The sequence below is a fragment of the Streptomyces luteogriseus genome, assembly GCF_014205055.1.
Classification (GTDB): Bacteria; Actinomycetota; Actinomycetes; order Streptomycetales; family Streptomycetaceae; genus Streptomyces; species Streptomyces luteogriseus.
Genome location: NZ_JACHMS010000001.1, coordinates 5,101,279 through 5,122,456, shown reverse-complemented (window position 1 = coordinate 5,122,456; position 21,178 = coordinate 5,101,279). Strand labels below are relative to the sequence as shown.

Annotated in this window: 18 protein-coding genes; 9 read left to right on the top strand and 9 right to left on the bottom strand. The window is 69.1% G+C overall.

Annotated features, from left to right (window positions below; translation table 11 throughout):
* The first annotated feature begins 14 nt into the window (after positions 1-14).
* Positions 15-506, top strand: a complete 492-nt coding sequence (locus tag BJ965_RS22755; RefSeq protein ID WP_246545948.1) for a hypothetical protein — start codon at positions 15-17, stop codon at positions 504-506.
* Between the two features lie 137 nt (positions 507-643).
* Positions 644-1,336, top strand: coding sequence for an LPXTG cell wall anchor domain-containing protein (locus BJ965_RS22750; RefSeq protein ID WP_184910355.1), 693 nt, complete (start codon positions 644-646; stop codon positions 1,334-1,336).
* A gap of 62 nt (positions 1,337-1,398) precedes the next feature.
* Here BJ965_RS22750 and ppc read toward each other — a convergent pair whose 3' ends face one another.
* Complete coding sequence (gene ppc / locus BJ965_RS22745) at positions 1,399-4,131, bottom strand: phosphoenolpyruvate carboxylase (RefSeq protein ID WP_184910354.1); 2,733 nt, start codon at positions 4,129-4,131, stop codon at positions 1,399-1,401.
* A 294-nt stretch (positions 4,132-4,425) separates the two neighbouring features.
* Between ppc and BJ965_RS22740 the strand changes: the two genes are divergently transcribed.
* Complete coding sequence (locus tag BJ965_RS22740) at positions 4,426-5,439, top strand: acyl-CoA desaturase (protein ID WP_184910353.1); 1,014 nt, start codon at positions 4,426-4,428, stop codon at positions 5,437-5,439.
* Positions 5,436-6,113, top strand: coding sequence for a TetR/AcrR family transcriptional regulator (locus BJ965_RS22735; protein WP_030844886.1), 678 nt, complete (start codon positions 5,436-5,438; stop codon positions 6,111-6,113). Before BJ965_RS22740 ends, BJ965_RS22735 begins: the two co-directional genes overlap by 4 nt.
* A 46-nt stretch (positions 6,114-6,159) precedes the next feature.
* Here BJ965_RS22735 and BJ965_RS22730 read toward each other — a convergent pair whose 3' ends face one another.
* The gene (locus BJ965_RS22730; RefSeq protein WP_184910352.1) at positions 6,160-6,990 is read right to left on the bottom strand and encodes a trans-aconitate 2-methyltransferase; all 831 of its coding nucleotides are present in this window, start codon (positions 6,988-6,990) and stop codon (positions 6,160-6,162) included.
* A 144-nt stretch (positions 6,991-7,134) separates the two neighbouring features.
* Between BJ965_RS22730 and tamR the strand changes: the two genes are divergently transcribed.
* Entirely contained in the window at positions 7,135-7,632 is a 498-nt protein-coding gene (tamR, locus tag BJ965_RS22725) for a MarR family transcriptional regulator TamR (protein ID WP_030844890.1), read from the top strand.
* Here tamR and BJ965_RS22720 read toward each other — a convergent pair.
* Positions 7,591-8,358: a LuxR C-terminal-related transcriptional regulator gene (locus BJ965_RS22720; protein ID WP_184910351.1), complete on the bottom strand. Its 768-nt coding sequence runs from the start codon at positions 8,356-8,358 to the stop codon at positions 7,591-7,593. The genes tamR and BJ965_RS22720 overlap by 42 nt on opposite strands.
* Positions 8,359-8,665: 307 nt before the next feature.
* Between BJ965_RS22720 and BJ965_RS22715 the strand changes: the two genes are divergently transcribed.
* The gene (locus BJ965_RS22715) at positions 8,666-9,124 is read left to right on the top strand and encodes a GNAT family N-acetyltransferase (protein ID WP_184910350.1); all 459 of its coding nucleotides are present in this window, start codon (positions 8,666-8,668) and stop codon (positions 9,122-9,124) included.
* Positions 9,125-9,154: 30 nt separating this feature from the next.
* Positions 9,155-9,328, top strand: a complete 174-nt coding sequence (locus BJ965_RS22710; RefSeq protein WP_184910349.1) for a hypothetical protein — start codon at positions 9,155-9,157, stop codon at positions 9,326-9,328.
* Between the two features lie 294 nt (positions 9,329-9,622).
* On the opposite strand, the gene galK is transcribed toward BJ965_RS22710, so the two are convergent.
* Genes galK through galT form a run of 3 tightly spaced genes read right to left on the bottom strand, consistent with a single transcriptional unit; the run spans position 9,623 to position 12,803 of the window.
* Positions 9,623-10,777 (bottom strand): galactokinase, encoded by a 1,155-nt coding sequence (gene galK / locus BJ965_RS22705; RefSeq protein ID WP_184910348.1) that lies wholly within the window; start codon positions 10,775-10,777, stop codon positions 9,623-9,625.
* Complete coding sequence (gene galE / locus BJ965_RS22700) at positions 10,777-11,745, bottom strand: UDP-glucose 4-epimerase GalE (protein WP_184910347.1); 969 nt, start codon at positions 11,743-11,745, stop codon at positions 10,777-10,779. The genes galK and galE overlap by 1 nt, the downstream gene beginning before the upstream one ends.
* Positions 11,742-12,803, bottom strand: coding sequence for a galactose-1-phosphate uridylyltransferase (gene galT / locus BJ965_RS22695; protein ID WP_184910346.1), 1,062 nt, complete (start codon positions 12,801-12,803; stop codon positions 11,742-11,744). The genes galE and galT overlap by 4 nt, the downstream gene beginning before the upstream one ends.
* A 164-nt stretch (positions 12,804-12,967) precedes the next feature.
* Here galT and BJ965_RS22690 point away from each other — a divergent pair, with 164 nt between their 5' ends.
* Entirely contained in the window at positions 12,968-14,647 is a 1,680-nt protein-coding gene (locus tag BJ965_RS22690; RefSeq protein ID WP_184910345.1) for a sodium:solute symporter family protein, read from the top strand.
* Positions 14,648-14,668: 21 nt separating this feature from the next.
* The gene (locus BJ965_RS22685) at positions 14,669-14,971 is read left to right on the top strand and encodes a hypothetical protein (RefSeq protein WP_184910344.1); all 303 of its coding nucleotides are present in this window, start codon (positions 14,669-14,671) and stop codon (positions 14,969-14,971) included.
* Between the two features lie 419 nt (positions 14,972-15,390).
* On the opposite strand, the gene BJ965_RS22680 is transcribed toward BJ965_RS22685, so the two are convergent.
* From BJ965_RS22680 to BJ965_RS22670, 3 genes are all read right to left on the bottom strand, one after another.
* A complete protein-coding gene (locus tag BJ965_RS22680) occupies positions 15,391-15,819 on the bottom strand; it encodes a hypothetical protein (protein ID WP_184910343.1) in 429 nt (142 codons plus the stop codon).
* A gap of 370 nt (positions 15,820-16,189) precedes the next feature.
* A complete protein-coding gene (locus BJ965_RS22675; RefSeq protein ID WP_030844915.1) occupies positions 16,190-16,669 on the bottom strand; it encodes an SMI1/KNR4 family protein in 480 nt (159 codons plus the stop codon).
* Complete coding sequence (locus BJ965_RS22670; RefSeq protein WP_313667781.1) at positions 16,666-20,967, bottom strand: RICIN domain-containing protein; 4,302 nt, start codon at positions 20,965-20,967, stop codon at positions 16,666-16,668. Before BJ965_RS22670 ends, BJ965_RS22675 begins: the two co-directional genes overlap by 4 nt.
* Positions 20,968-21,178 lie beyond the last annotated feature (211 nt).

Here is a 21,178-nt window from a genome sequence, read left to right as displayed (position 1 = left end):
CAATGATCCCGGCCATGCCTGCCATTGCCACCTCGTCGTCCCAGGGCTCGGCCGCCGTGCTGCGGTTCGGGCGGTTCGCGGCGATGGGTACGGTCGCGGTGCTGATCCTGATCGCGGGTGTGTGGGCGTCGTGGGGTACGGCGCAGCATGTGATGCTGACGAAGGGCCGGGAGCGGGGCACGGTCGATGTGGCACGGTGCGGGCCGGATGCGTGCTGGGGCCGGTACACGCCGTTGTCGGAGGGGTCGCAGCCGCGGGCGCGGGTGGTGCTGGAGAACTCGGTCGCGGTGGAGAGGGGCCGGACCTATTCGGTGGTCCTGAAGCCCGGTGGTGATGACGCGGTGCGTTCGGGTCCGGCGGGTGTGCTGTACGCGTGGGTTCCGCTGGGTGGCGCGTTGTTGCTGGCGTCGGTCGTGGTGGCGGGTGGTCTGCTGCGGACGCGGGCGGCGTGGGTGATGGCGTTGTCGGGTGTGGGGTTGCTGACGGCGGCGTTCGTGACCGTCTGAGGGGCTGGGGCGTTCTCTCCTTCGGTGGAGGGGCGAGCGTTGTGTGTTCGTGATTGACGTGTCGGCGGGCGAGGCTGGAAGCTGAGCCGCCCCCTCCACATCTTCCCGGTCACTTCTCGAAGATGGACGACCTCCCCATGCGAATGCCTTCTCGCCTCGGCGCTGTCTGCGCCGCCGCTTCCGCGGTCCTTCTGCTCGCTCCGGCCGCCCACGCCACGCCTCCCGGTGACAACGGCACGGTGAAGATCCATGACGCCTCGACGGGTGAGGAGCTGCGCCGCAACGAACCGCATGTGTGCACGTTCTATCTGGATGCCTTCGGTTTCGACGGCGGTCAGCAGGTCGACTGGCACATCGACGCGATCCCTCCGAGCGAGAACAAGGGGGAGACGGTGGAGTCCGGTGCGCTGACGCTGGACGCCCGGGGTCACGGCCGCAGCGAGGACCTGTCGCTGCCCGACGGGCACTACAAGCTGTTCTGGAACTTCGGGGGTGAGAAGGGGTCGGCCAAGCACAAGGTGTTCTGGACGGACTGCGAGGACGAGCAGGAGCCGGGTGGTGCGACGCCGTCCGGGTCGGTTTCGCCGTCGTCCTCGTCGGGGGCGTCCGAGGCGCCGTCGGGTGAGCCGGGTGTGTCGGCGTCCCCGAGTGCGTCGGCGGGCGGGGGTGTGTCGGCGTCCTCGTCGCCGTCCCCGCAGGGCGGTGCGGACGGTGACCTCGCCGAGACGGGCAACGGGGCCCCGGTGGGTGCGCTGTCGGGGGTCGCGGCGGCGCTGGTGGCGGCGGGCGGTTTCCTGGTGCTGCGGCGCCGGCGGGCCGGCCGCGGCTGACGGGTGAACGAGCGTGCCCCCGAGCCTGTACGGCTCGGGGGCACGCTCGTGTCCGGGATGGGTCAGCCGGTGTTGCGCAGGCCGGCTGCCACGCCGTTGACGGTGAGGAGGAGGGCGCGGGCGAGGAGCGGGTCGGGCTGCTCGCCGGCTTCGGCGGCGTCGCGCTGCCGCTTGAGGAGGGCGACCTGGAGGTAGGAGATGGGGTCGAGGTAGGCGTCGCGGATGGTGAAGGTCTGCTTCAGGACGGGCGCGGCGTCGAGGAGTTCCTCTTCGCCGGTGACGCGCAGCACTTCACGCACGGTCAGTTCGTGTTCGGCCTTGATGGTGTCGAAGACGTGCTTGAGCTCGTCGGGGACGAGGCTGTCGACGTAGTGCTGGGCGATCCGCAGGTCGGTCTTGGCCAGGGTCATCTCGACGTTGGAGATGAAGTTGCGGAAGAAGTGCCACTGTCCGTACATCTCGTCGAGGACGGTGTCGAGGCCGGCTTCGCGCAGGGCCTTGAGGCCGGAGCCGACGCCGAACCAGCCGGGGACGATCTGCCGGGACTGGGTCCAGCCGAAGACCCAGGGGATGGCGCGCAGGCCGTCGAGCGAGACGCCGGAGCCGGGGCGGCGGGAGGGCCGGGAGCCCAGGTGCAGGTCGGCGAGCTGGTCCACCGGCGTCGACGCGAGGAAGTACGTCGGCAGGTCGGGGTCCTCGACGAGGCGGCGGTAGGAAGCGTGGGCGGCGTCGGAGACGACGTCCATCGCGGCGTCCCAGCGGGCGAGGGCCTCGGTGGACTGGCGGGGTGCGGTGTGCAGGGCGGAGGCCTGGAGGGTGGCCGCGACGGTGAGTTCGAGGTTCTCCCGGGCCAGGGAGGGGATGAGGTACTTGTCGGAGATGACCTCGCCCTGCTCGGTGACCTTGATCTCGCCTTCGAGGGTGCCCCAGGGCTGCGCGAGGATGGCGTCGTGGGTGGGGCCGCCGCCGCGGCCGACGGTGCCGCCACGGCCGTGGAAGAGGCGCAGGCGTACGCCGTAACGGTGGGCGACGTCACGCAGGCGGCGCTGGGCACGGTGGATTTCCCACTGGCTGGTGGTGATGCCGCCGAACTTGGAGGAGTCGGAGTAGCCGAGCATGACCTCCTGGACGTCGCCCCGGAGCGCGACGAGGCGCCGGTAGGACGGGTCGGAGAGCATGTCCTCGAGGATGGTGTCGGCGGCCTTGAGCTCGTCGGTGGTCTCGAGGAGCGGCACGATGCCGATCTTGGCCCAGCCGGCGTGGAGGTCGATGAGTCCGGCTTCGCGGGCGAGGACGGCGGCGGCGAAGACGTCGTCGGCGCCCTGGCACATGGAGATGATGTAGGACTCGATGACCTCGGGTCCGAAGACCTCCAGGGCGCGCTTGACGGTGCCGAAGACGCCGAGGGTCTTCTCGCCGGGGGCGTCGACGGGCGCCGGGGTGGGTGCGAGCGGCCTGCGGGACCTCAGTTCCTTGGCGAGGAGCTTGGCGCGGTAGTCGCGGGGCATGTCGGCGTAGCGCCAGGATTCCTCGCCGAGCCGGTCGAAGAGCTGGCCGAGGGCGTGGTGGTGGGCGTCGGCGTGTTCGCGGACGTCCATGGTGGCGAGCTGGAGGCCGAAGGCGGCGAGGGTGCGGATGGTGCGGGCGAGGCGGCCGTCGGCGAAGAGTCCGCCGCGGTGCTCGCGCAGGGAGCGCTGGATGATCCGCAGGTCGTCGAGGAGTTCGCCGGTGCCGAGGTAGTCGCGGCCGTCGCGGTGGGCGGTGCCCTTGGCGAGGCGCTTCTTGGTGTTCTCCAGCTTCTGCCGGATGCAGGTGGCCTTGAGCCGGTAGGGCTCTTCGGCGTTGAGGCGCTTGTAGCGGGGGCTGATCTCGGGGAGGTTCTCCAGGTCGGTCTGGAGGGAGGTCAGCAGTTCCTCGGTGGCGCCGGCGTAGCGGATGGAGTTGGAGAGGAAGCCGCGGAGTTCGTCGATGGTCTCCAGGGCGTCGTTGATGCCGTGCTCGTGCTGGAGGATCAGGACGTCCCAGGTGACCTGGGGGGTGACGTTGGGGTTGCCGTCGCGGTCGCCGCCGATCCAGGTGCCGAAGGTGAGGGGGCGGGTGTCGTCGGGGAGCTTGACCCCGGCGCGCTCCAGTTCGGCGGTGAGGTCTTCCAGGACGTCGCCGACGGCGCCCGCGTGCAGTTCGTCGAGGTAGTAGATGGCGTTGCGGGCCTCGTCGGCGGGCTCGGGGCGTACGACGCGCAGTTCGTCGGTCTGCCAGACGAGGTCGATGTTCTCGGCCAGACGGGTGTCCAGGCGGCGCCGGTCGGACTCGATGACCGGGGTCTCGAGGAGTGCGGCGATGCGCCGGAGCTTGTTGAGGACCGAGCGGCGTGCGGCCTCGGTGGGGTGGGCCGTGAAGACGGGGCGGACGTTGAGGTTGGCGACCGTCTCGCGCAGGTGCTCGGGGTCGGCGTCCTTGAGCCGGTCGGCCGTACGGGCGAGGAGTCCGCCTTCGGCGGCGCGGCGGGCGCGCAGCTCGCGGCCGCGGTGGACCTGCTCGGTGACGTTGGCCAGGTGGAAGTAGGTGGAGAAGGCGCGGACCAGCTTGGCCGCGGTGTCGAGTTCGGTGCCGCGCAGCAGCTCGGCGGCGGCCTCGCCGTCCTCGCGGGTGAGGCGGCGGACCTTCTCGACGAGTTCCAGCAGCTCGGGGCCCTCTTGGCGGACGAGGGTCTCGCCGAGCAGGTCGCCCAGCCGGCGGATGTCGGCACGCAGCTCGCTGCTCGTCGTGGTGGTCTGGTCGTCGGCACTGCTCACAGGTGCGGCTCCTTGCAGTGTTGAAGCTCGTCTGGGAGGGGAACCCGGACGGCGTCTCGCGCGGCGGGGCGCCGCTTACGGTCCGGACATCCGGGAAGAAATCAGAGCGGACCGCGCTGTCCGACCGACTCCAGGATAGGTGTCGGCCGAGACGCGCAGGTTCGCGGGCTCTTGCCGCCCGGCGACGCACTGCCATACTTACGATGCCGTAGGTTACGGAACCGTAGGAAGCACGTCACGGTTCGCGTGCCCCGGCCACTCCTTCTCCGTCCACATACCCCCCAGGGGACGCGTATGACCAGTAGTTCCGATGTGATCGAGGACGCCCCGAAGGCGCCCGGTCAGGCCACCGATGCCGCTCACGCCACGCTCGGCGGCGAGAAGAAGCGGTCCATCGAGCAGATCGCCCTGCTCCTCTTCATCACCGTTCCGTTCGTCGCGCTGCTGGCGGCCGTGCCGCTGGCGTGGGGCTGGGGAGTGAGCTGGCTGGACCTCGGTCTGCTGGTCTTCTTCTACTACCTGGGGTGCCACGGCATCACGATCGGCTTCCACCGTCACTTCACGCACGGTTCCTTCAAGGCCAAGCGGCCGCTGAAGATCGCCCTGGCGATCGCGGGGTCGATGGCGGTCGAGGGTCCGCTGGTGCGCTGGGTGGCCGATCACCGCAAGCACCACAAGTTCTCGGACGCGGAGGGCGACCCGCATTCGCCGTGGCGGTTCGGGGAGACCCTTCCGGCCCTGATGAAGGGTCTGTGGTGGGCGCACATCGGATGGATGTTCGACGAGGAGCAGACGTCGCAGGAGAAGTACGCCCCGGACCTGATCAAGGACAAGACGCTCCGCGCCATCTCGCGCCAGTTCGTCCTGTGGACGGTGGTGTCGCTGGGGCTGCCGCCGCTGATCGGCGGTCTGGTCACGATGTCCTGGTGGGGCGCGTTCACCGGGTTCTTCTGGGGCTCGCTGGTGCGGGTGGCCCTGCTGCACCACGTGACCTGGTCGATCAACTCGATCTGCCACGCGGTCGGCAAGCGCCCCTTCAAGTCGCGGGACCGTTCGGGCAACGTGTGGTGGCTGGCGGTGCTGTCCTGCGGTGAGTCCTGGCACAACCTGCACCACGCCGACCCGACGTCCGCCCGGCACGGCGTGATGCGCGGGCAGCTGGATTCGTCCGCCCGGCTGATCCGCTGGTTCGAGATGGCGGGCTGGGCCTACGACGTGCGGTGGCCGTCACGCTCGCGTATCGATTCGCGCCGTGACACCGGGGAAGGCGGCTCCCCGCGCGGAAAGGAGCCCGTCGAGGCGGCATGATGGGCGCTGTGGCGACCGACTCGAGCAGCACCCCCAGCAATGACAAGCCGCGGCGAGCGCGTCGCACCCGGATGACCGGTGCCGAGCGCCGTCAGCAGCTGCTGGAGATCGGTCGCACGCTCTTCGCGGCGAAGGGTTTCGAGGGCACGTCGGTGGAGGAGATCGCGGCGAAGGCCGGGGTCTCCAAGCCGGTGGTGTACGAGCACTTCGGCGGCAAGGAAGGGCTGTACGCGGTCGTGGTGGACCGTGAGATGCGGCGCCTGCTGGACATGGTGACCAGCTCCCTCACGGCCGGTCATCCCCGCGAACTGTGCGAGCAGGCGGCGTTCGCGCTGTTGGACTACATCGAGGAGTACACGGACGGTTTCCGCATCCTGGTCCGTGACTCCCCCATCCCCCAGTCGACGGGCTCCTTCGCCTCGCTGATCTCGGACATCGCCACGCAGGTGGAGGACATTCTGGGCCGCGAGTTCAAGAGCCGCGGCTTCGACCCCAAGCTGGCCCCGCTGTACGCCCAGGCGCTGGTCGGCATGGTCGCCCTGACCGGCCAGTGGTGGCTGGACGTGCGCCGGCCGAAGAAGGCCGAGGTGGCCGCGCACCTGGTGAACCTGGCATGGCACGGTCTGGACGGGATAGAGGCCAAGCCGCATCTGATAGGGCGGCGCAAGGCCTGAACCCGTGGCGTTGCCGCATCGCCTGCGTAAGCGGGAGCGGCGATCATCAGCCCTCCTTCCGGGCGACGGCGAACACCCGGCGGAACGGGAACGGCGTACCGTGCGGTCCTGCCGGATACGCCTCGCGCAGGGCCGCCCGGTACTCGGCCAGGAACGCCTCCCGCGCCTCGGGCTCGTCGGCGAGCGCGGTCAGCACGGGCCGCAGGCCGGTCCCCTTCACCCAGTCGAGCACCGGGTCCTCGCCCTGGAGCAGGTGGATGTACGTCGTCTCCCACACGTCGGCCGCGCAGCCGAGGGACGTCAGCCGCTCCAGGTAGGCCTCGGGGGTGTGGACGGCGTCGGTGTGGCGCAGGGTGTCGGCGAGCGGGCCGCGCCAGCGCGGTGAACCGGCGAGTTCGCGCATGAGCCGGTGGCTGGGGGCGTCGAAGTTGCCCGGCACCTGGAAGGCGAGGGTGCCGCCCGGTTTCAGCCCTGCCACCCAGTCACGGAACCGCTCGGCGTGCCCCGGCACCCACTGGAGCGTGGCGTTGCTGACGATCAGGTCGTGGGGCTCGTCCGGCGTCCACGTCCGTACGTCGGCGTGGCCGAAGTCGAGACGCCCGCCGCCCGAGGTCGGCCCCTCGTGGTCGACGTGGGCCTTGTCGAGCATCTCGGGCGAGTTGTCGTAGCCGGTGATCCGGGCGGTGGGCCAGCGGGCGGTGAGCAGCGTGGTGACGTTGCCGGGGCCGCAGCCGAGGTCGGCGATGCGGGGGCGGTCCGCGGGCGGCCGCGTGGGCAGGTCGGGGACGCGGCCGAGGAGGTCGGCGAAGGGGCGGGCGCGGTGGCCGGCGTGACGGAGGTACTGGGTGGGGTCCCAGGTGGGGATGGCTGCGGGCATGGGTCCTCCTGGTGTCCTGTGTGTCCTGTGTGTCCTCGTGGCGACCGTCGGGACGCACACCCAGCGTGATCTCTCAAATATCTCGATGTCAAGAAACTGGACGTCAAGAGACTCTACGTCGACACAACCACTACACTGATCGTCATGGAGGACGAGGTCGATCGGCTGGTCGCAGCATGGCGCCGGGAGCGCCCTGACCTCGACGTGGAACCGCTCGAGGTGCTCAGCCGCGTGAGCAGACTGGCCCGGCATCTGGACCGGGCGCGCCGGCTGGCGTTCTCGGAGCACCAGCTGGAGCCGTGGGAGTTCGACGTCCTGACGGCCCTGCGCCGCGCGGGCACGCCGTACCAGCTCTCGCCGGGTCAGCTCCTCACCCAGACGCTCGTCACCTCGGGCACGATGACGAACCGCATCGACCGCCTGGCCAAGAAGGGCCTGGTGGAACGGCTTCCCGACCCCAGTGACCGCCGCGGTGTCCTGGTCCGGCTGACGGACGAGGGCCGGGACCGCGCGGACCAGGCCCTGGCGGGTCTGCTGGACCAGGAGCGCGCGATCCTCGCGGAGCTATCCCGGGCCCAGCGCGGCGAACTGGCGGGGCTGCTACGCCAGCTGACCGCCCCGTTCGACAACATCCCCGGCTAGGTCCACGGGTCCGACCCCGGCGCGCCGCGCGAGGGCGACGGCGGCGAGGGTGGAATGCACGCCGAGCTTGCCGAGCACGTTCTGCATATGGGTCCGCACGGTGTGCGGCGACAGATACAGGCGCTCGGCGACGGCCTTGCGCCCCAGCCCCGCGACCATGCACCGCAGCACTTCCCGCTCACGCGGAGTGAGGGACTCGACGAGCCGCTCGCTCTCGGTGCGGTGCTTGCGGGCGGCGGTGAGTTCTCGCAGCACTCCCGTCAGCAGCGCGGGCGGCAGGTGCGTCTCGTCCCGCAGCACGCCCCGGATGACCGTGAGCAGCCGGGACAGCGAGCAGTCCTTCGCCACCCATCCGCAGGCGCCTGCCTGCAGGGCGAGCGCCGCCCGCCGCGGATCGTCCTTCTCGGCGAGCACGACGATCCGTACGTGCGGCTGCGCGGAGCGCACGCCCGTGACGAGGGAGATCCCGTCGACGAGCCCGTCCTCGTTGCCCTCCTGCACGGGTACGGCCGGGCGGGCGCCCGGCACCTTGCCGCCCAGATCGGCGTCCACGAGCAGCACGTCGAAACGCCGCCCCTCGACGACCGCCCGCTCCAGACTGCGCAGCGCGGCCGGACCACTGCCGGCCGCGGAGACGTCGACGTCCGGTTCGGCCGCCAGGGCCGCCGCGAGTGACTCGGCGAAGATGCGATGGTCGTCGACGACCAGGACACGGATGCGAACCACGAAACCCCCTTCCCCGAGCTCCCGAAGAGCAGGGGCTACCCCATCGTCGGAGGAGGACACCGCGCGGGTACGACGCCGGAGTGTCCGGATCCGCCGCGTCCGACCGTGGGTCGGTGCCGCGGCAGCCTGTTCGGGTCGCCGCAGCCGCACGGCCGCCGCCGTGCAGTACCGCTACCCCCACCCCGGGCGTCGTACCCGGCTGTCTCGCCCCCTGAGCGGCACCGGCCCCCACCGGTGCTGTTCATCAGGGTACGGACGGGGGCCCGGAGCGGAAGGTTATTTGCAGAACTGACTGTCCGACGCGTTTATGGTGTGCCGCATGTTCCGTCTTGAGACAGAAGTCGACAAGGCCCGACGTGATCTGCTCCGCACACGCCTGCGGGACACGAACACAGCCGCCTCTCCGATCCTGCGCGCCCTGCGCGGAACACCGGACGAAAGGGACGCCCCCTTGCATGTGTGGGCTGTGAACGACCGGGACGACGCCCTCGCCGGCGGCCTGGTCGGCCACACCTGGGCGACCTGGCTCCACGTGACCTACCTCTGGGTCGACGAACGCCACCGCGGCAGGGGTCTGGGCGCGCGGTTGCTCGCGCAGGCGGAACAGATCGCGACAACCTCGCGCGGCTGCCGCGCGTCCCGCCTGGAGACCTGGGACTTCCAGGCCCCGCGGTTCTACGAGAAGCAGGGGTACGAGGTGGTGTCCGTGGTGCCGGACTATCCCCCGGGCATCACGGAGTACATGCTGACGAAGAGGCTGGGCTGAGGCCTTCCGGCGACGGGATGGCGTTGATCCGTGAAGCTGGTCCTCGAGGATCAGCGGACCGGCGACGCCACCAAGGACACGATCCTCGCGGACAGCGAACGAACCGTCAGCACGGTCTGGCGGGCCATGGCGTACGGCGACATGAAGAAGTCGGGCATGGCCCTCTACTACACGGACAACGCCCTGGTCGGCGTCTACCAGTAGGCGAAGCGCGCCATCGACGAGAAGACCAGCTGGGCCGGCACCCTGCGCTACTACGACCGCAAGGTGACGCTGGTCGGCAAGCGGTCGGCAGCCCTGACCTACTGCGTCGACGAGAGCAAGGCGGACCTCAGGAATCGCCAGGCGAACAAGCTGCAAGGCACCAGGACCACGCCGAACAGCTACGTCGTCCACAACCTCGGCCTGAAGAAGAACGAGGACGGCGTCCGTCAACCGCTGACCGTGACGGCGATGCCCTCCCCCAGTCGCAGGGAGGGCATCGCTCGCCGGGGCCGGTCAGAGGAGGCGGTGGGCGCCTGCCGACGGGACCGCTTCGAAGACGCGGGGGGTCGTGAAGCCCGCCGTCGCGAAGGCCTCTGTCACCGCCTTGGTGATGGCGTCGACGTCCGGCTCCTCCGCGAGGACGATCGCCGAGCCGCCGAAGCCGCCGCCCGTCATGCGGGCGCCCAGGGCCCCGTTGGCCAGGGCCGTGTCGACGACCAGGTCCAGTTCGGGGCAGGAGATGCGGAAGTCGTCGCGGAGCGAGGCGTGGCCCTCGACCAGGACGGGACCGATCGCGCGGGTCTCGCCCGACTCCAGGAGGGAGACGACCCGTTCGACGCGCGCGTTCTCCGTGACGATGTGGCGGACCAGGCGTCGGACCTCCTCCTCGTCGCCAAGGCGGGCCAGCGCCGCGTCCAGGTCGGCGTGGGGGACGTCCCGGAGGGCGTCGACGCCCAGCAGGTCCGCGCCCTTCTCGCAGCCGGCGCGGCGCTTGCCGTACTCGCCCTCGCTGTGGGAGTGCTTGACCTGCGTGTCGACGACCAGCAACCGCATGCCCTCGGCGGCCAGGTCGAAGGGGATCTGATGCTGGGAGAGGTCGCGCGTGTCGAGGAACAGGGCGTGGCCGGTCTCGCAGCAGGCCGACGCCGTCTGGTCCATGATGCCGACCGGGGCGCCGACGTAGATGTTCTCCGCGCGCTGGCACAGGCGGGCCAGCTGCCAGCCCCGCAGGCCGAGGGAGAACAGCTCGTTCAGGGCCAGGGCGACGACGATCTCCAGGGCCGCCGACGACGACAGGCCCGCGCCCGACGGGACCGTGGAACTCAGGTGGATGTCCGCGCCCGTGACCGCGTGGCCGGCCTCGCGCAGGGCCCAGACCACGCCCGCCGGGTACGCCGTCCAGTTCTTGTCCGACTCGGGGGCGAGATCGTCGAGACGGAGCTCGGTCACCCCGCCCTCGACGTCCGCCGAGTGCAGGCGCAGCACGCCGTCCGTGCGCCGGGAGACGGCCGCCACGGCGGTGTGCGGCAGCGCGAAGGGCATCACGAAGCCGTCGTTGTAGTCGGTGTGCTCACCGATGAGGTTGACGCGGCCCGGGGCCGCCCAGACACCCTCGGGGGCGGCTCCGTAGAGCTCCTCGAAACCGTCCCGCACCTGCTGTGCGCCCACTACTGCTCCCTTGAGATGTTCTGCGCGAAGTCCCACGCGTCCGCGACGATCCCCGCGAGGTCCGCGCGGGACGGGTTCCAGCCCAGCTTCTCGCGGGCCGTGCCGGCCGATGCCACCAGGACCGCCGGGTCACCGCCCCGGCGCGGGGCGACCACTTCCGGGATCGCGTGGCCCGTCACCGTGCGGACCGTCTCGATGACCTCGCGGACCGAGAAGCCGTTGCCGTTGCCGAGGTTGCAGATCAGGTGCTCGCCGGGGGCGGCGGCCGTCAGGGCCAGCAGGTGGGCCTCGGCCAGGTCCGCGACGTGGATGTAGTCGCGCACGCAGGTGCCGTCCGGCGTCGGGTAGTCGTCACCGAAGACCGAGATCGCCTCGCGCCTGCCCTGCGCGACCTGGAGGACCAGCGGGATCAGGTGGGACTCGGGGTCGTGGCGCTCGCCGTACGCGCCGTACGCGCCCGCCACGTTGAAGTAGCGCAGGGAGACCGCGCCGAGTCCGTGCGCCGCGGCCTCGCCCGTGATCATGTGGTCGACGGCGAGCTTCGAGGCGCCGTACGGGTTGGTCGGGGACGTGGGCGCCGACTCGACGATCGGGACCTGCTCCGGCTCGCCGTACGTCGCCGCCGTGGAGGAGAAGACCAGCGTGCGCACGCCCGCCTCGCGCATCGCGGCCAGCAGCGCCATGGTGCCGCCGACGTTGTTGTCCCAGTACTTCTCGGGCTTCACGACCGACTCGCCGACCTGCGAGAACGCGGCGAAGTGCAGCACGCCGTCGAAGGAGGGGTCCAGCCACTTGGCGGCGTCGCGGATGTCGCCCTCGACGAACGTCGCGCCCGCGGGGACGCCCTCACGGAAGCCCGTGGAGAGGTTGTCGAGGACGACGACCTCGTGACCGGCCTCCAGCAGGTGCTGCGCGACCACGCTGCCGACGTATCCCGCGCCGCCCGTCACCAGGTACTTCCCGCTCATGAACTCGCTACCTCTCGCAGTCGCTCGGCCGCGCGCTCCGGCGGCACGTCGTTGATGAACACGTTCATGCCGGACTCGGAACCCGCGAGGAACTTCAGCTTGCCGGAAGTGCGGCGGATGGTGAAAAGCTCGAGGTGCAGCGCGAAGTCCTCGCGCACGACCCCGTCGAACTCCTCCAGCGAGCCGAACGGTGCCTGATGCCAGGCCGCGATGTACGGCGTCGGGGATTCACTCTCACCGAAGATCCGGTCGAAGCGCCTCAAGAGTTCCAGATAAATCTTGGGGAACTCTGTGCGCGCGCCCTCGTCCAGGCCGAGCAGGTCGGGCACACGGCGCTTGGGGTAGAGGTGGACCTCGTACGGCCAGTGCGCGGCGTACGGCACGAAGGCGACCCAGTGTTCACCCTCCAGGACGACCCGCTCACCGGCGAGTTCACGCTCCAGGACGGCGTCGAAGAGGTTCTCCCCGCCGGTCATCTCCTTGTGGGTCGCGGCCGAGCGGAGCATCAGGGCGGTGCGGGGCGTGGTGAAGGGGTAGGCGTAGATCTGCCCGTGGGGGTGCTGGAGGGTCACGCCGATCTCGGCGCCCCGGTTCTCGAAGCAGAACACCTGCTCGACGGAGGGGAGATGCGAGAGCTCCGACGTGCGGTCCGTCCACGCTTCCAGCACCAGGCCCGCCTGCTCCTCGGTGAGTTCACCGAAGGACGCGTTGTGGTCGGAGGTGAAGCAGACGACCTCGCAGCGGCCCGAGTCGCCGGCGAGCGAGGGGAAGCGGTTCTCGAACACGACGACGTCGTACGAGGAGTCCGGGATCTCGCTCAGGCGATCGCCCGCCGACGGGCACAGGGGGCACTCGTCGGCCGGGGGGTGGTAGGTGCGGCCCTGGCGGTGCGAGGCGATGGCGACGGAGTCGCCGAGCAGGGGGTCGCGGCGGATCTCGGACGTGGTGACGGTGCGGTCCAGCGGGCGTCGGTCGGTCGCGTTCCGCACGCTGTCGTCACGCAGGTCGTAGTAGATGAGCTCGCGACCGTCGGCCAGCCGGGTCGAGGTCTTCTTCACGCCGGACTCCTTGTCCTTCAAACAGAACCCAACATACCTAAACACGACTCACCCCAATCGTCAACATCACAATCAAACAAAGAGCGTCATCGGACGTGTTCAATCGCTGAAGGCGGAGAAGGAGATTCCGCGATGTATCGGTTCACGCAACGAAGCGAGGGCTCATGCAGACCCCCACATATCTGTCGGCCGAGCTGCGACTCCCCACGAACTGGCTCGACTACACGATCCTCGGGATCTACTTCGTCGTCGTCCTCGGCATCGGCTTCGCCGCACGGCGCTCGGTGAAGACCAGTCTCGACTTCTTCCTCTCCGGCCGTTCGCTGCCCGCCTGGGTGACCGGCCTCGCCTTCATCGCGGCCAACCTGGGCGCCACCGAGATCCTCGGTATGGCCGCCAACAGCGCCCAGTACGGCGTCTACACCACGCACTGGTACTGGATCGGCGCCATCCCGGCCATGGTCTTCCTCGGCCTGGTGATGATGCCCTTCTACTACGGCTCCAAGGTGCGCTCGGTCCCCGAGTTCCTGCTGCTGCGCTTCGACAAGGCGGCGCACCTGCTCAGTTCGATCCTCTTCGCCTTCGCCGCGATCCTCATCGCCGGTGTCAACCTCTACGCCCTGGCCATCGTCGTCGAGGCGCTGCTGGGCTGGCCGGAGTGGGTGGCGATCGTCGTGGCCGGCTTCTTCGTCCTCGCCTACATCACCCTCGGCGGCCTGTCCTCGGCGATCTACAACGAGGTCCTCCAGTTCTTCGTGATCCTGGCGGCGCTCATCCCCATCACGGTCCTCGGGCTGAAGGAGGTCGGCGGCTGGGACGGTCTGTCCGACTCCCTGACCAAGAGCCACGGCGCCGACTTCATGACCTCCTGGGGCGGCACGGGCATCGGCAGCGACAACCCGCTCGGCGCTAACTGGCTGACGATCGTCCTGGGCCTCGGCTTCGTGCTCTCCTTCGGCTACTGGACGACGAACTTCGCCGAGGTGCAGCGCGCGCTGTCCGCGAAGAACCTCTCGGCGGCCCAGCGCACCCCGCTGATCGCCGCGTTCCCGAAGATCTTCATCGTGTTCCTGGTGATGATCCCGGGTCTGGTGGCCGCCGTCCTGGTCCCCAAGATCGGCACCTCGGGCTCCGACCTCCAGTACAACGACGCCATCCCGTACCTGATGGAACAGCTGCTGCCCAACGGTGTGCTGGGCATCGCCGTCACAGGCCTCCTGGCGGCGTTCATGGCGGGCATGGCGGCCAACGTGTCGTCCTTCAACACCGTGTTCACCACGGACATCTGGGCGAAGTACATCGTGAGGGACCGCGAGGACGAGTACTACGTGCGCTTCGGCCGCCTCATCACCGCGGTCGGCGTCCTGGCCTCCATCGGCACGGCGTTCCTGGCGCGGTCCTTCTCCAACATCATGGCCTACCTCCAGACGCTGTTCTCCTTCTTCAACGTGCCGATGTTCGTCGTCTTCATCATCGGCATGTTCTGGAAGCGGGCATCGATGAAGTCGGGCTTCTGGGGGCTGCTCGCGGGCACCACCGCGGCGATGGTCAACTACTTCGTCCTCTACAAGCAGGACATCATCGACATCCCCTCCGACCAGGGCGCCAACTTCGTCTCGGCGATCGCGGGATTCGTCGCGGGCGCGGTCGTCATGGTGGCGGTGTCGCTGTTCACGGCGCCCAAGCCGGCCGAGGAGTTGCAGGGACTTGTCTACGGCACGACCTCGCCCGGCATGGCGGAGCCCCCGGCACCGGGGGACGAGGCCTGGTACCGCAAGCCGGCGCTGCTGGGCTGGGGCGCGATCGTCCTGGCCGCGGCCTGCTACATCCCGTTCTCGTTCTGACCGACGGAGGATTGATCGCACATGTCCGAGTCCCACTCCGAGAAGGACCTGCAACGGGAAATCACCGAGCTGCAGGGCAAGTCGGCGACCGCCGCGCGGCTGTTCGACATCCGGCGGATCATCGGCGGGCTGTTCGTGGTCTACGGCGTCATCGTCACGATCGCGGGGCTGACGGCGTCCGACGCGGACATCGACAAGGCGGCGGGGGTGAACATCAACCTGTGGACCGGGCTGGGGATGCTGGCCCTGGGTCTGTTCTTCCTGGCGTGGCTGAAGCTGCGGCCGGTGGCTCCGCCGCCGCCGGGGGATGAGCCGAGGGAGTAAGGGCGTCTGCCCCCCGCTCCGCATCCGCACATGTGGGCATCGCCTGCCGGTGGAGCGGAGGGGAAGACGCCCTCTCCGCTCCACCGGAGCCGGCAGGCGTCTGCAACCGGCGGTCGCCCCCCCAAGCACTCGCCGTCAATGCGGTCAGACCACCGTGAGCCAGGCCTCGGCAGACCACCGTTCGGGCCGGCTCCAGCTCATATGCGACGCGCTGCGCCAGATTCATCCCTTTATACGGTCAATCGGCACCTGCACACTGCTATTCCAGCGCTCTGCTTTTCACTTCCCGAAGTACGGCCTGACGGCCGCCCACAAGGTGACTCTCGATTACCTTGGCTCGCAGGCCGCGCCCCTCGCTCCACATGGTCCAAGAGGCGCGACGGCGGGTGATGCGATGGGTACTTACGGTGCGGTGGCTGTCACTGTGACGCCCGGTCAGTCGGTCCTGTGAGTGCAGCTTCAAGGGCCTCACCGGTCATGTCGATGACGATCACCTCCTCCTGCATGTCTGCGGGAAGTTGCGTTCGCTCCTCCTCACGGCATACTGCTCTGCCGCTACTCGGATCGATGATCACAGCCCTCAGCTTGACGACCAGTTCAGCAAGAATGGCGAAGACTTCACCGGGCTGTGGGCGCTCCACCAGGATTCCGGTTTCATCGGCGGAGATCTCGGCCTCGCTGCCGTCAGAGGCTCGAACCCAGAACCGCAGACTTCCGTCCTCGCCCACAGCAAGCTGCGGGTCTCCGACATCGTGAGGCTCCAGGACTGCCAGTACCAGTTCCAGGTCCGGCGCAACGGGCATGTCACCACCGTCGATGAATTTATAGATCGACGGGCTGTAACTCATGAGGCTCCTCTCCAATGGCCTGTCATAGCGGTGGCAGGCCAGGGCGAGCGCGTAATGGAAGGTTTCGTCTACAAGGTCACTCCAAGGCCCTTCACCCGGAACCGACTCATAGTGAGCGCTGACGCGTTCGCCGTTCTCATCGGCTCAGTGAAGGGCGGCTCTCAAATAGCGGGTAGCGGAGCCGAGAGGGGGGACGGCAGGTCGGACGGACTGGCGCTGAGCAACGTCCGGACAGAGCGGTGACCTCGTCCTTGCCTGCCGTGGCAGCGGTTCGGGTGGTGAGGTGCGGCACCTGTCCTGCAGAGCAGAGGGTGAAGGCGGGCAAGAAGTTTTCCCGCCCGCCTTCGTGGAACGTCGTTACGTTACAACCTCACTGATCTATGGCTTGTCGGCATTCCTTGAGGACAAAGGAGCCGAGGTCGTCCGCAAGTCTCTCCATGCTGTCGCGGTCCGGGAGGCCAGGGTTCCAGGCGAACACTGGGTACTCACCATCTTGGTCCGGCTGGGAGGTGTCGAGGACAACGTAACCCCAGACATCGTCAACCATGACGACCATCAAGTCGGCCGGAAGTCCGGCCTTGCTCCGTGCCGTCAGGGTCTGCTCGACGGAGCCCAGCAGAACATCGCCCCTGGCGGATGTCCGGTACACGCCGAGGAACTCCTTCGGGGGGACGTCCCAGGTGCCCAAGGCCTCGATGAGACAGCGATAGGACGGCGGGAAGGCGAGGCCCATGGCGTGCTCGGCGGCGGCCAGTGTCTCGGTGTCGCAGCCGTCTGCATGGTTTGCGATGTCCTCGTTATCACGAATGAGCGCGATCACCTGCTCACTCGCCTCTACAGCGGGCGTCATGCACTAATCTCCTTGGCTCGATTCTTCCAGTACAGCTTCTTCCAAGCGTCGAATTCCGGTCGGTCGATGCCGCTGGGAATCTTGGTCCCCGACTTCCAATGCAGCTGATGATAGTTCTCGTCGAGGTGCATCTTCTTCGTCACCTCGGCGATGGGCCCGTCCTGCGTCTGGAGCATGTGATGGAGGTTGAGCGGGTTATCGTCCGGGCCCATGGGGGCCAAGCCCTGCTGCATCCTCTTGAGGTTTGTGCGGCCGTAGTTGTCGTTGGGCGACACGTAGTCCGGGCGGATCAGGTCGTCCCGCTGGTAGACACGCTGGCCCTGGAACTGGGTGAGCTTCCAGAACTTGCAAGGCGGCCCACCTGCCGCTGCAGCGAACGCTCGCGAGAGCCGGGCGGAATCGTCGACCGCCTTGCAGGCCGCCGCGACATCATCCTCGTACGCAGCCACCGTACGACTTATGTTGGCGAGGGCACTGGCGTCCATGTTCAGCGCCCTCAAGGCCTTGTACGCGTCGCTGACTCCGATGCCGGTACGCAGTGACGCGTCGAGGGCACGGATGCCGTCGACCACGGCGTGGGTGATCTTGCCGCCGAAGATGAGGGTGCCGACATCGAATGCTGCCCAGCCGCAGCCTCCCCAGCTTCCGTTTTCGCCGCCCGGGGCCACCTTCTGGGCACAGTCGATCCAGTGCCCCAGGAGGACGTCCACAGGATCGATGCCTGAGTTGAACTCGACCATCGAGATGGTCTTGGTGACTGTGCTCTTCTGCTCCCTGACGGGCTGGGTCCCGAGGAACAGCGTCTCCCATTCGGGGCATCCTGCCTGCGTGGCGGGCAGGTCCAGAGCCGTGCACAGGTACACATCGATTTCGGCCTTGTACCGGATGGTGGCCGTGACCTTGCAGTCACCGGTGTGGCTGATGACGCCGCAGTTGTCCTTCTTGACGTTCTCCGGGTCGCCGACGACCTGGATACGGTCGACGTAGAAGACGTTGCCGATGCCGCCTGCCGAAGCACCTGTCCGGATGCTGCTGTTCTTGCTCGCTGTCTCCGCGCGGCTGGCTGCTTCCTGGGCTTCCTTGGCGTATCTCTCCGCGTCCTTGGCTGCCTCCTCAGCCTCCGTCGCGGCGGTGTCAGCGCGGTTGGCCGCTGCTCGTGCGTCCTTGGCTGCCTCTTCGGCCTGCGAGGCGGCGGTGCGGGCGGCTTCCGCGTCGAGGGCTGCCTGGTCCGCCGAGTCCCGGGCGCCCTTGGCGTGGTTCTCGGCGCGGCCCGCCGCCTTGTCGGCGGCTTCGGCGTCCTCGGTGGCCTGGCGGTTGTACTCGACGGTGCGGGCCAGGGACGCGGCTGCCTTGGACGCGGCCTTGGCGGCGTCCGCGGCGTAGTCGAGGGCCTCCTTGGCGTACGTGCGGGCGGTCGAGGCGTGTCCGGCGGCATTGGCGGCGTGCTGGTAGGCGGCCTTGGCGTCGCCCTTCGCCTGGTCGGCGAGGTTCTTGGCGGCCGAGGCTTCCGCCGCGGCGTTCTTGGCGTGCGCGTCGGCGACCGCCTTCTGCTGCTCGGCGATCGTCTTGGACGCCTGGCCGGTGAGGATCACCAGACCGGCGGCCGAGTCGGTGTCGACGTACGGGGAACCGAGCTGGATCGCGTCGTTGGCCGGCGTGGCGACTTGGGCGGCGGCCTTGCCGGCGTCCACGGCGGCCCGGGCGGTGACGTGGGCGAAGCCCGCCGCCTTCGCCGAGGCGGCCACGGCCTTGGCGGCCTCCTTGTTCGCCTCGTCCGCGTGGGACTTGGCGGTCTTGGCCTGCTTCTCCGCCTCGTCGGCCAGCGCGACCGCCGCCTTCGCCTCGGAGGAGGCGTGCTCGGAGGCGTCGATCGCGTCGGCCGCGGCGCTCGTCGCGGTCCTCACCGCGGCATCGGACTTCAGCTTCGCGGCCTGGGCGGCGTCCGCGTGCGCGCGGGAGCGCTTGGCCGCCGCCTCGGCACGCGTGGCCGCCGCGTCCGCGTCCGCTGCCGCCTTCGTCGCCGCGTCCGCTTCGGAGCGGGCCCTGGTGGCGGCTGCCTCGGCGTCGTCGGCGTGCTGGTCCGCCGCGTTGGCCGCAGCGCGGGCGTCGTCGGCTGCTTCGCCGGCTTCGAGTGAGTCGGCGTACGCCTCCTTGGCATCCGCCTTGGCGCGGGCGGCGTCGGCCTTCTGCTCGGCTTCCCACGCATCGTCCCGCTTGGCCTTGGCGTTGTCTCGGGCCTTTACCGCAGCGTTCTTCTTCTCGACCGCGGTGCCCTCGGCCTCTTCGGCCTTCTCCTTGGCGTCCTTGGCTTTCGTCGCCTCCGCCTCGGCGTTCTTCTTGTGCTGGGCAGCCTCGGCCTGCTTGGCCGCAGCGCTCTTCTTCTCCGCCTCGGCCGTCTTCTCCTCGGCCTCGGCGGCCAGGCGCTCGGCCTTGGCCGTGGCGGCGGCCGACTTGGCCTCTCCCTCAGCCTTCAGCGCCTCGGCGAGTTCGGCCTCCGCGGTCTCCTTGTCCTTCTTGGCGTTGTCGCGGTGCACCTTCGCCGCGTCGGACGCGGCCTTGGCCTGGGACTCGGCCATCGCCGCGGCGGCCTTGCGGAACTCGGCCTTCGACTGCGCGGCCTGCGCCAGAGCCCGCTGCGCGATGGTCGCGCTGTCCCCGGCGGAGGCGCGGGTGGCGGACTCCGCCGTCTCACCGGCCTTCACCAGCGCTTGCAGAGCGGCCACGGATCCCTTGGTGACCTGCGCCTTCTGCTGACCGACCAGCAGACCACGGCCGCGCGGAGCACCGGCCTCGTCGGCGATGAGGTACGCGGCCTTCTGCGCGGTGTCGCTGGCGGCGGCGTCCTTCTGCGCCGTGGCCAACTGGGCCTTGAGGACGTCGAGCTGCTTCTTGGCCTGCGTCTGCGCCGCAGCGACGCCCCTCTTAGCCTTCTCGAACTGCGCCTTGTCCGGGTAGAACTGGCTGTCCGTGCCGTTGTGGCCCTTGGGGACCATCCTGAACTTCTGGGGGTTGGTGCTGTTGCAGCCCCACAGCCAGGCGTTGTGGCTGTTGTCGAACTTGTTCAGGTCCAGGCACTTGTCCGTGGCGACGTTGCGCAGCTCACTGACGGCGCGGACATCGAAGTTCCATTCCTGCGCCTTGCTCCCGTTGCACGTCCAGAGCTGAATCTTCGTGCCGTTGGCAGGGTTGCTGTTCTCGACGTCCAGGCATTTGTCGGACTTCACGTTGACGAGGGCGTAGCTGTCACCGGAAGCAGCGCGGAGCCGCCACTGCTGCCCCAAGGCGTTGTTGCAGGTGTAGATCTGCACCGGGGTGCCGGAGGTCGTCTTGCCTCCCTCCGCGTCCAGGCACTTGCCCTGGGCCGCCTCGACCTGGATGACAGCCGGGGCGTCGCCGATCCAGCCCGCACCGCCGGGGGCCCAGTAGTCCTGCCAACGAACCAGACGGTCGGCGACCCACGAGTGCCCCAGGAGGCTCCCCAGCGCCTTCGCGCCGGCGGCCAGGGCATTGGTGGCGTTCTTGCTGGAGGTGAGGATCTGGTTGCGCTGGGCCGCCTGGGAGGTGATCTCCCGCTGCCACTCCGAAGCGGCCGCGTCGGCCATGCCGTCCAGGACCTTGTTCGGGTCGATCGGGTCCCGCCAGGCGCACGACGCGTACCTGGTCTTCAGGTCCTCGACCGCGATCCGGTGCTCCGCCGTGCCGGGCTCCGGGGCGGTGCGGGGGAATCCGCCGGAGGCAAGGAAGAGGCGGGCGTCGTCGGCGCCCTTGCCGTTGAAGGTGTCGAACAACCCCTCAAACGCCCGTTGTTCCTCGTACTGCCGCTGCCGCTCGTCATTGGGCAGGTCCGGATCGTAGGGCTTCTCGCCATAGAGAGGGCCACCTAGATCGGTGACGACCTTCAGGGTCTTCGCGTCGGCCTTGGGGGTGGAATCCTCGTAGAAGTCGCCCTCGTCTTTCCAGAACTTGTCGGCGACCCACGACGTCAACCCTGTCTGCGTATGGAAGGCGTCCTGATCACTGCCGATCGAGCCGGGCGGGTCCTGCCAGTCGGCCAACGAGTCGAAGCCGCCCGGCTGCTCCAGCCCGTTGAGCGGCTTCTCCCACTCCGCAAGCTGGTCGTTGAGGGCGTCGAGCTCCTTCCGGGCCGCGTCCTTGTCCCGCTGGAACGCGACGGCCAGCGGGGTGTCCTCCCAGTGCTCCCGGTCGGCCAGGGCGTGCAGCTTGTCCGGCGGCTGGTTGAGCCCGTCCTGTGCGGTCGCGGCCATGGACGGTCCGCCCAGGCGCAGCACCTCTGCCATGAGGCACTGATCCTGGCGGAGTTGCTCGGCCGCCGTGTCGTCGGACCAGTCGGACGCGGACGGGGCGCCTGGGACGGCTGCTGCCTGCGTGCCGGTGAGCCGGTCCGGCGCGCCGGACTGGACGGCCACACCGGCCAGTACGGCCACCGCCGTGGCGGACGTGACGACGGACGTCAGGAACCGGGGTCTGCCCGATCCGGTCCGGAATCTG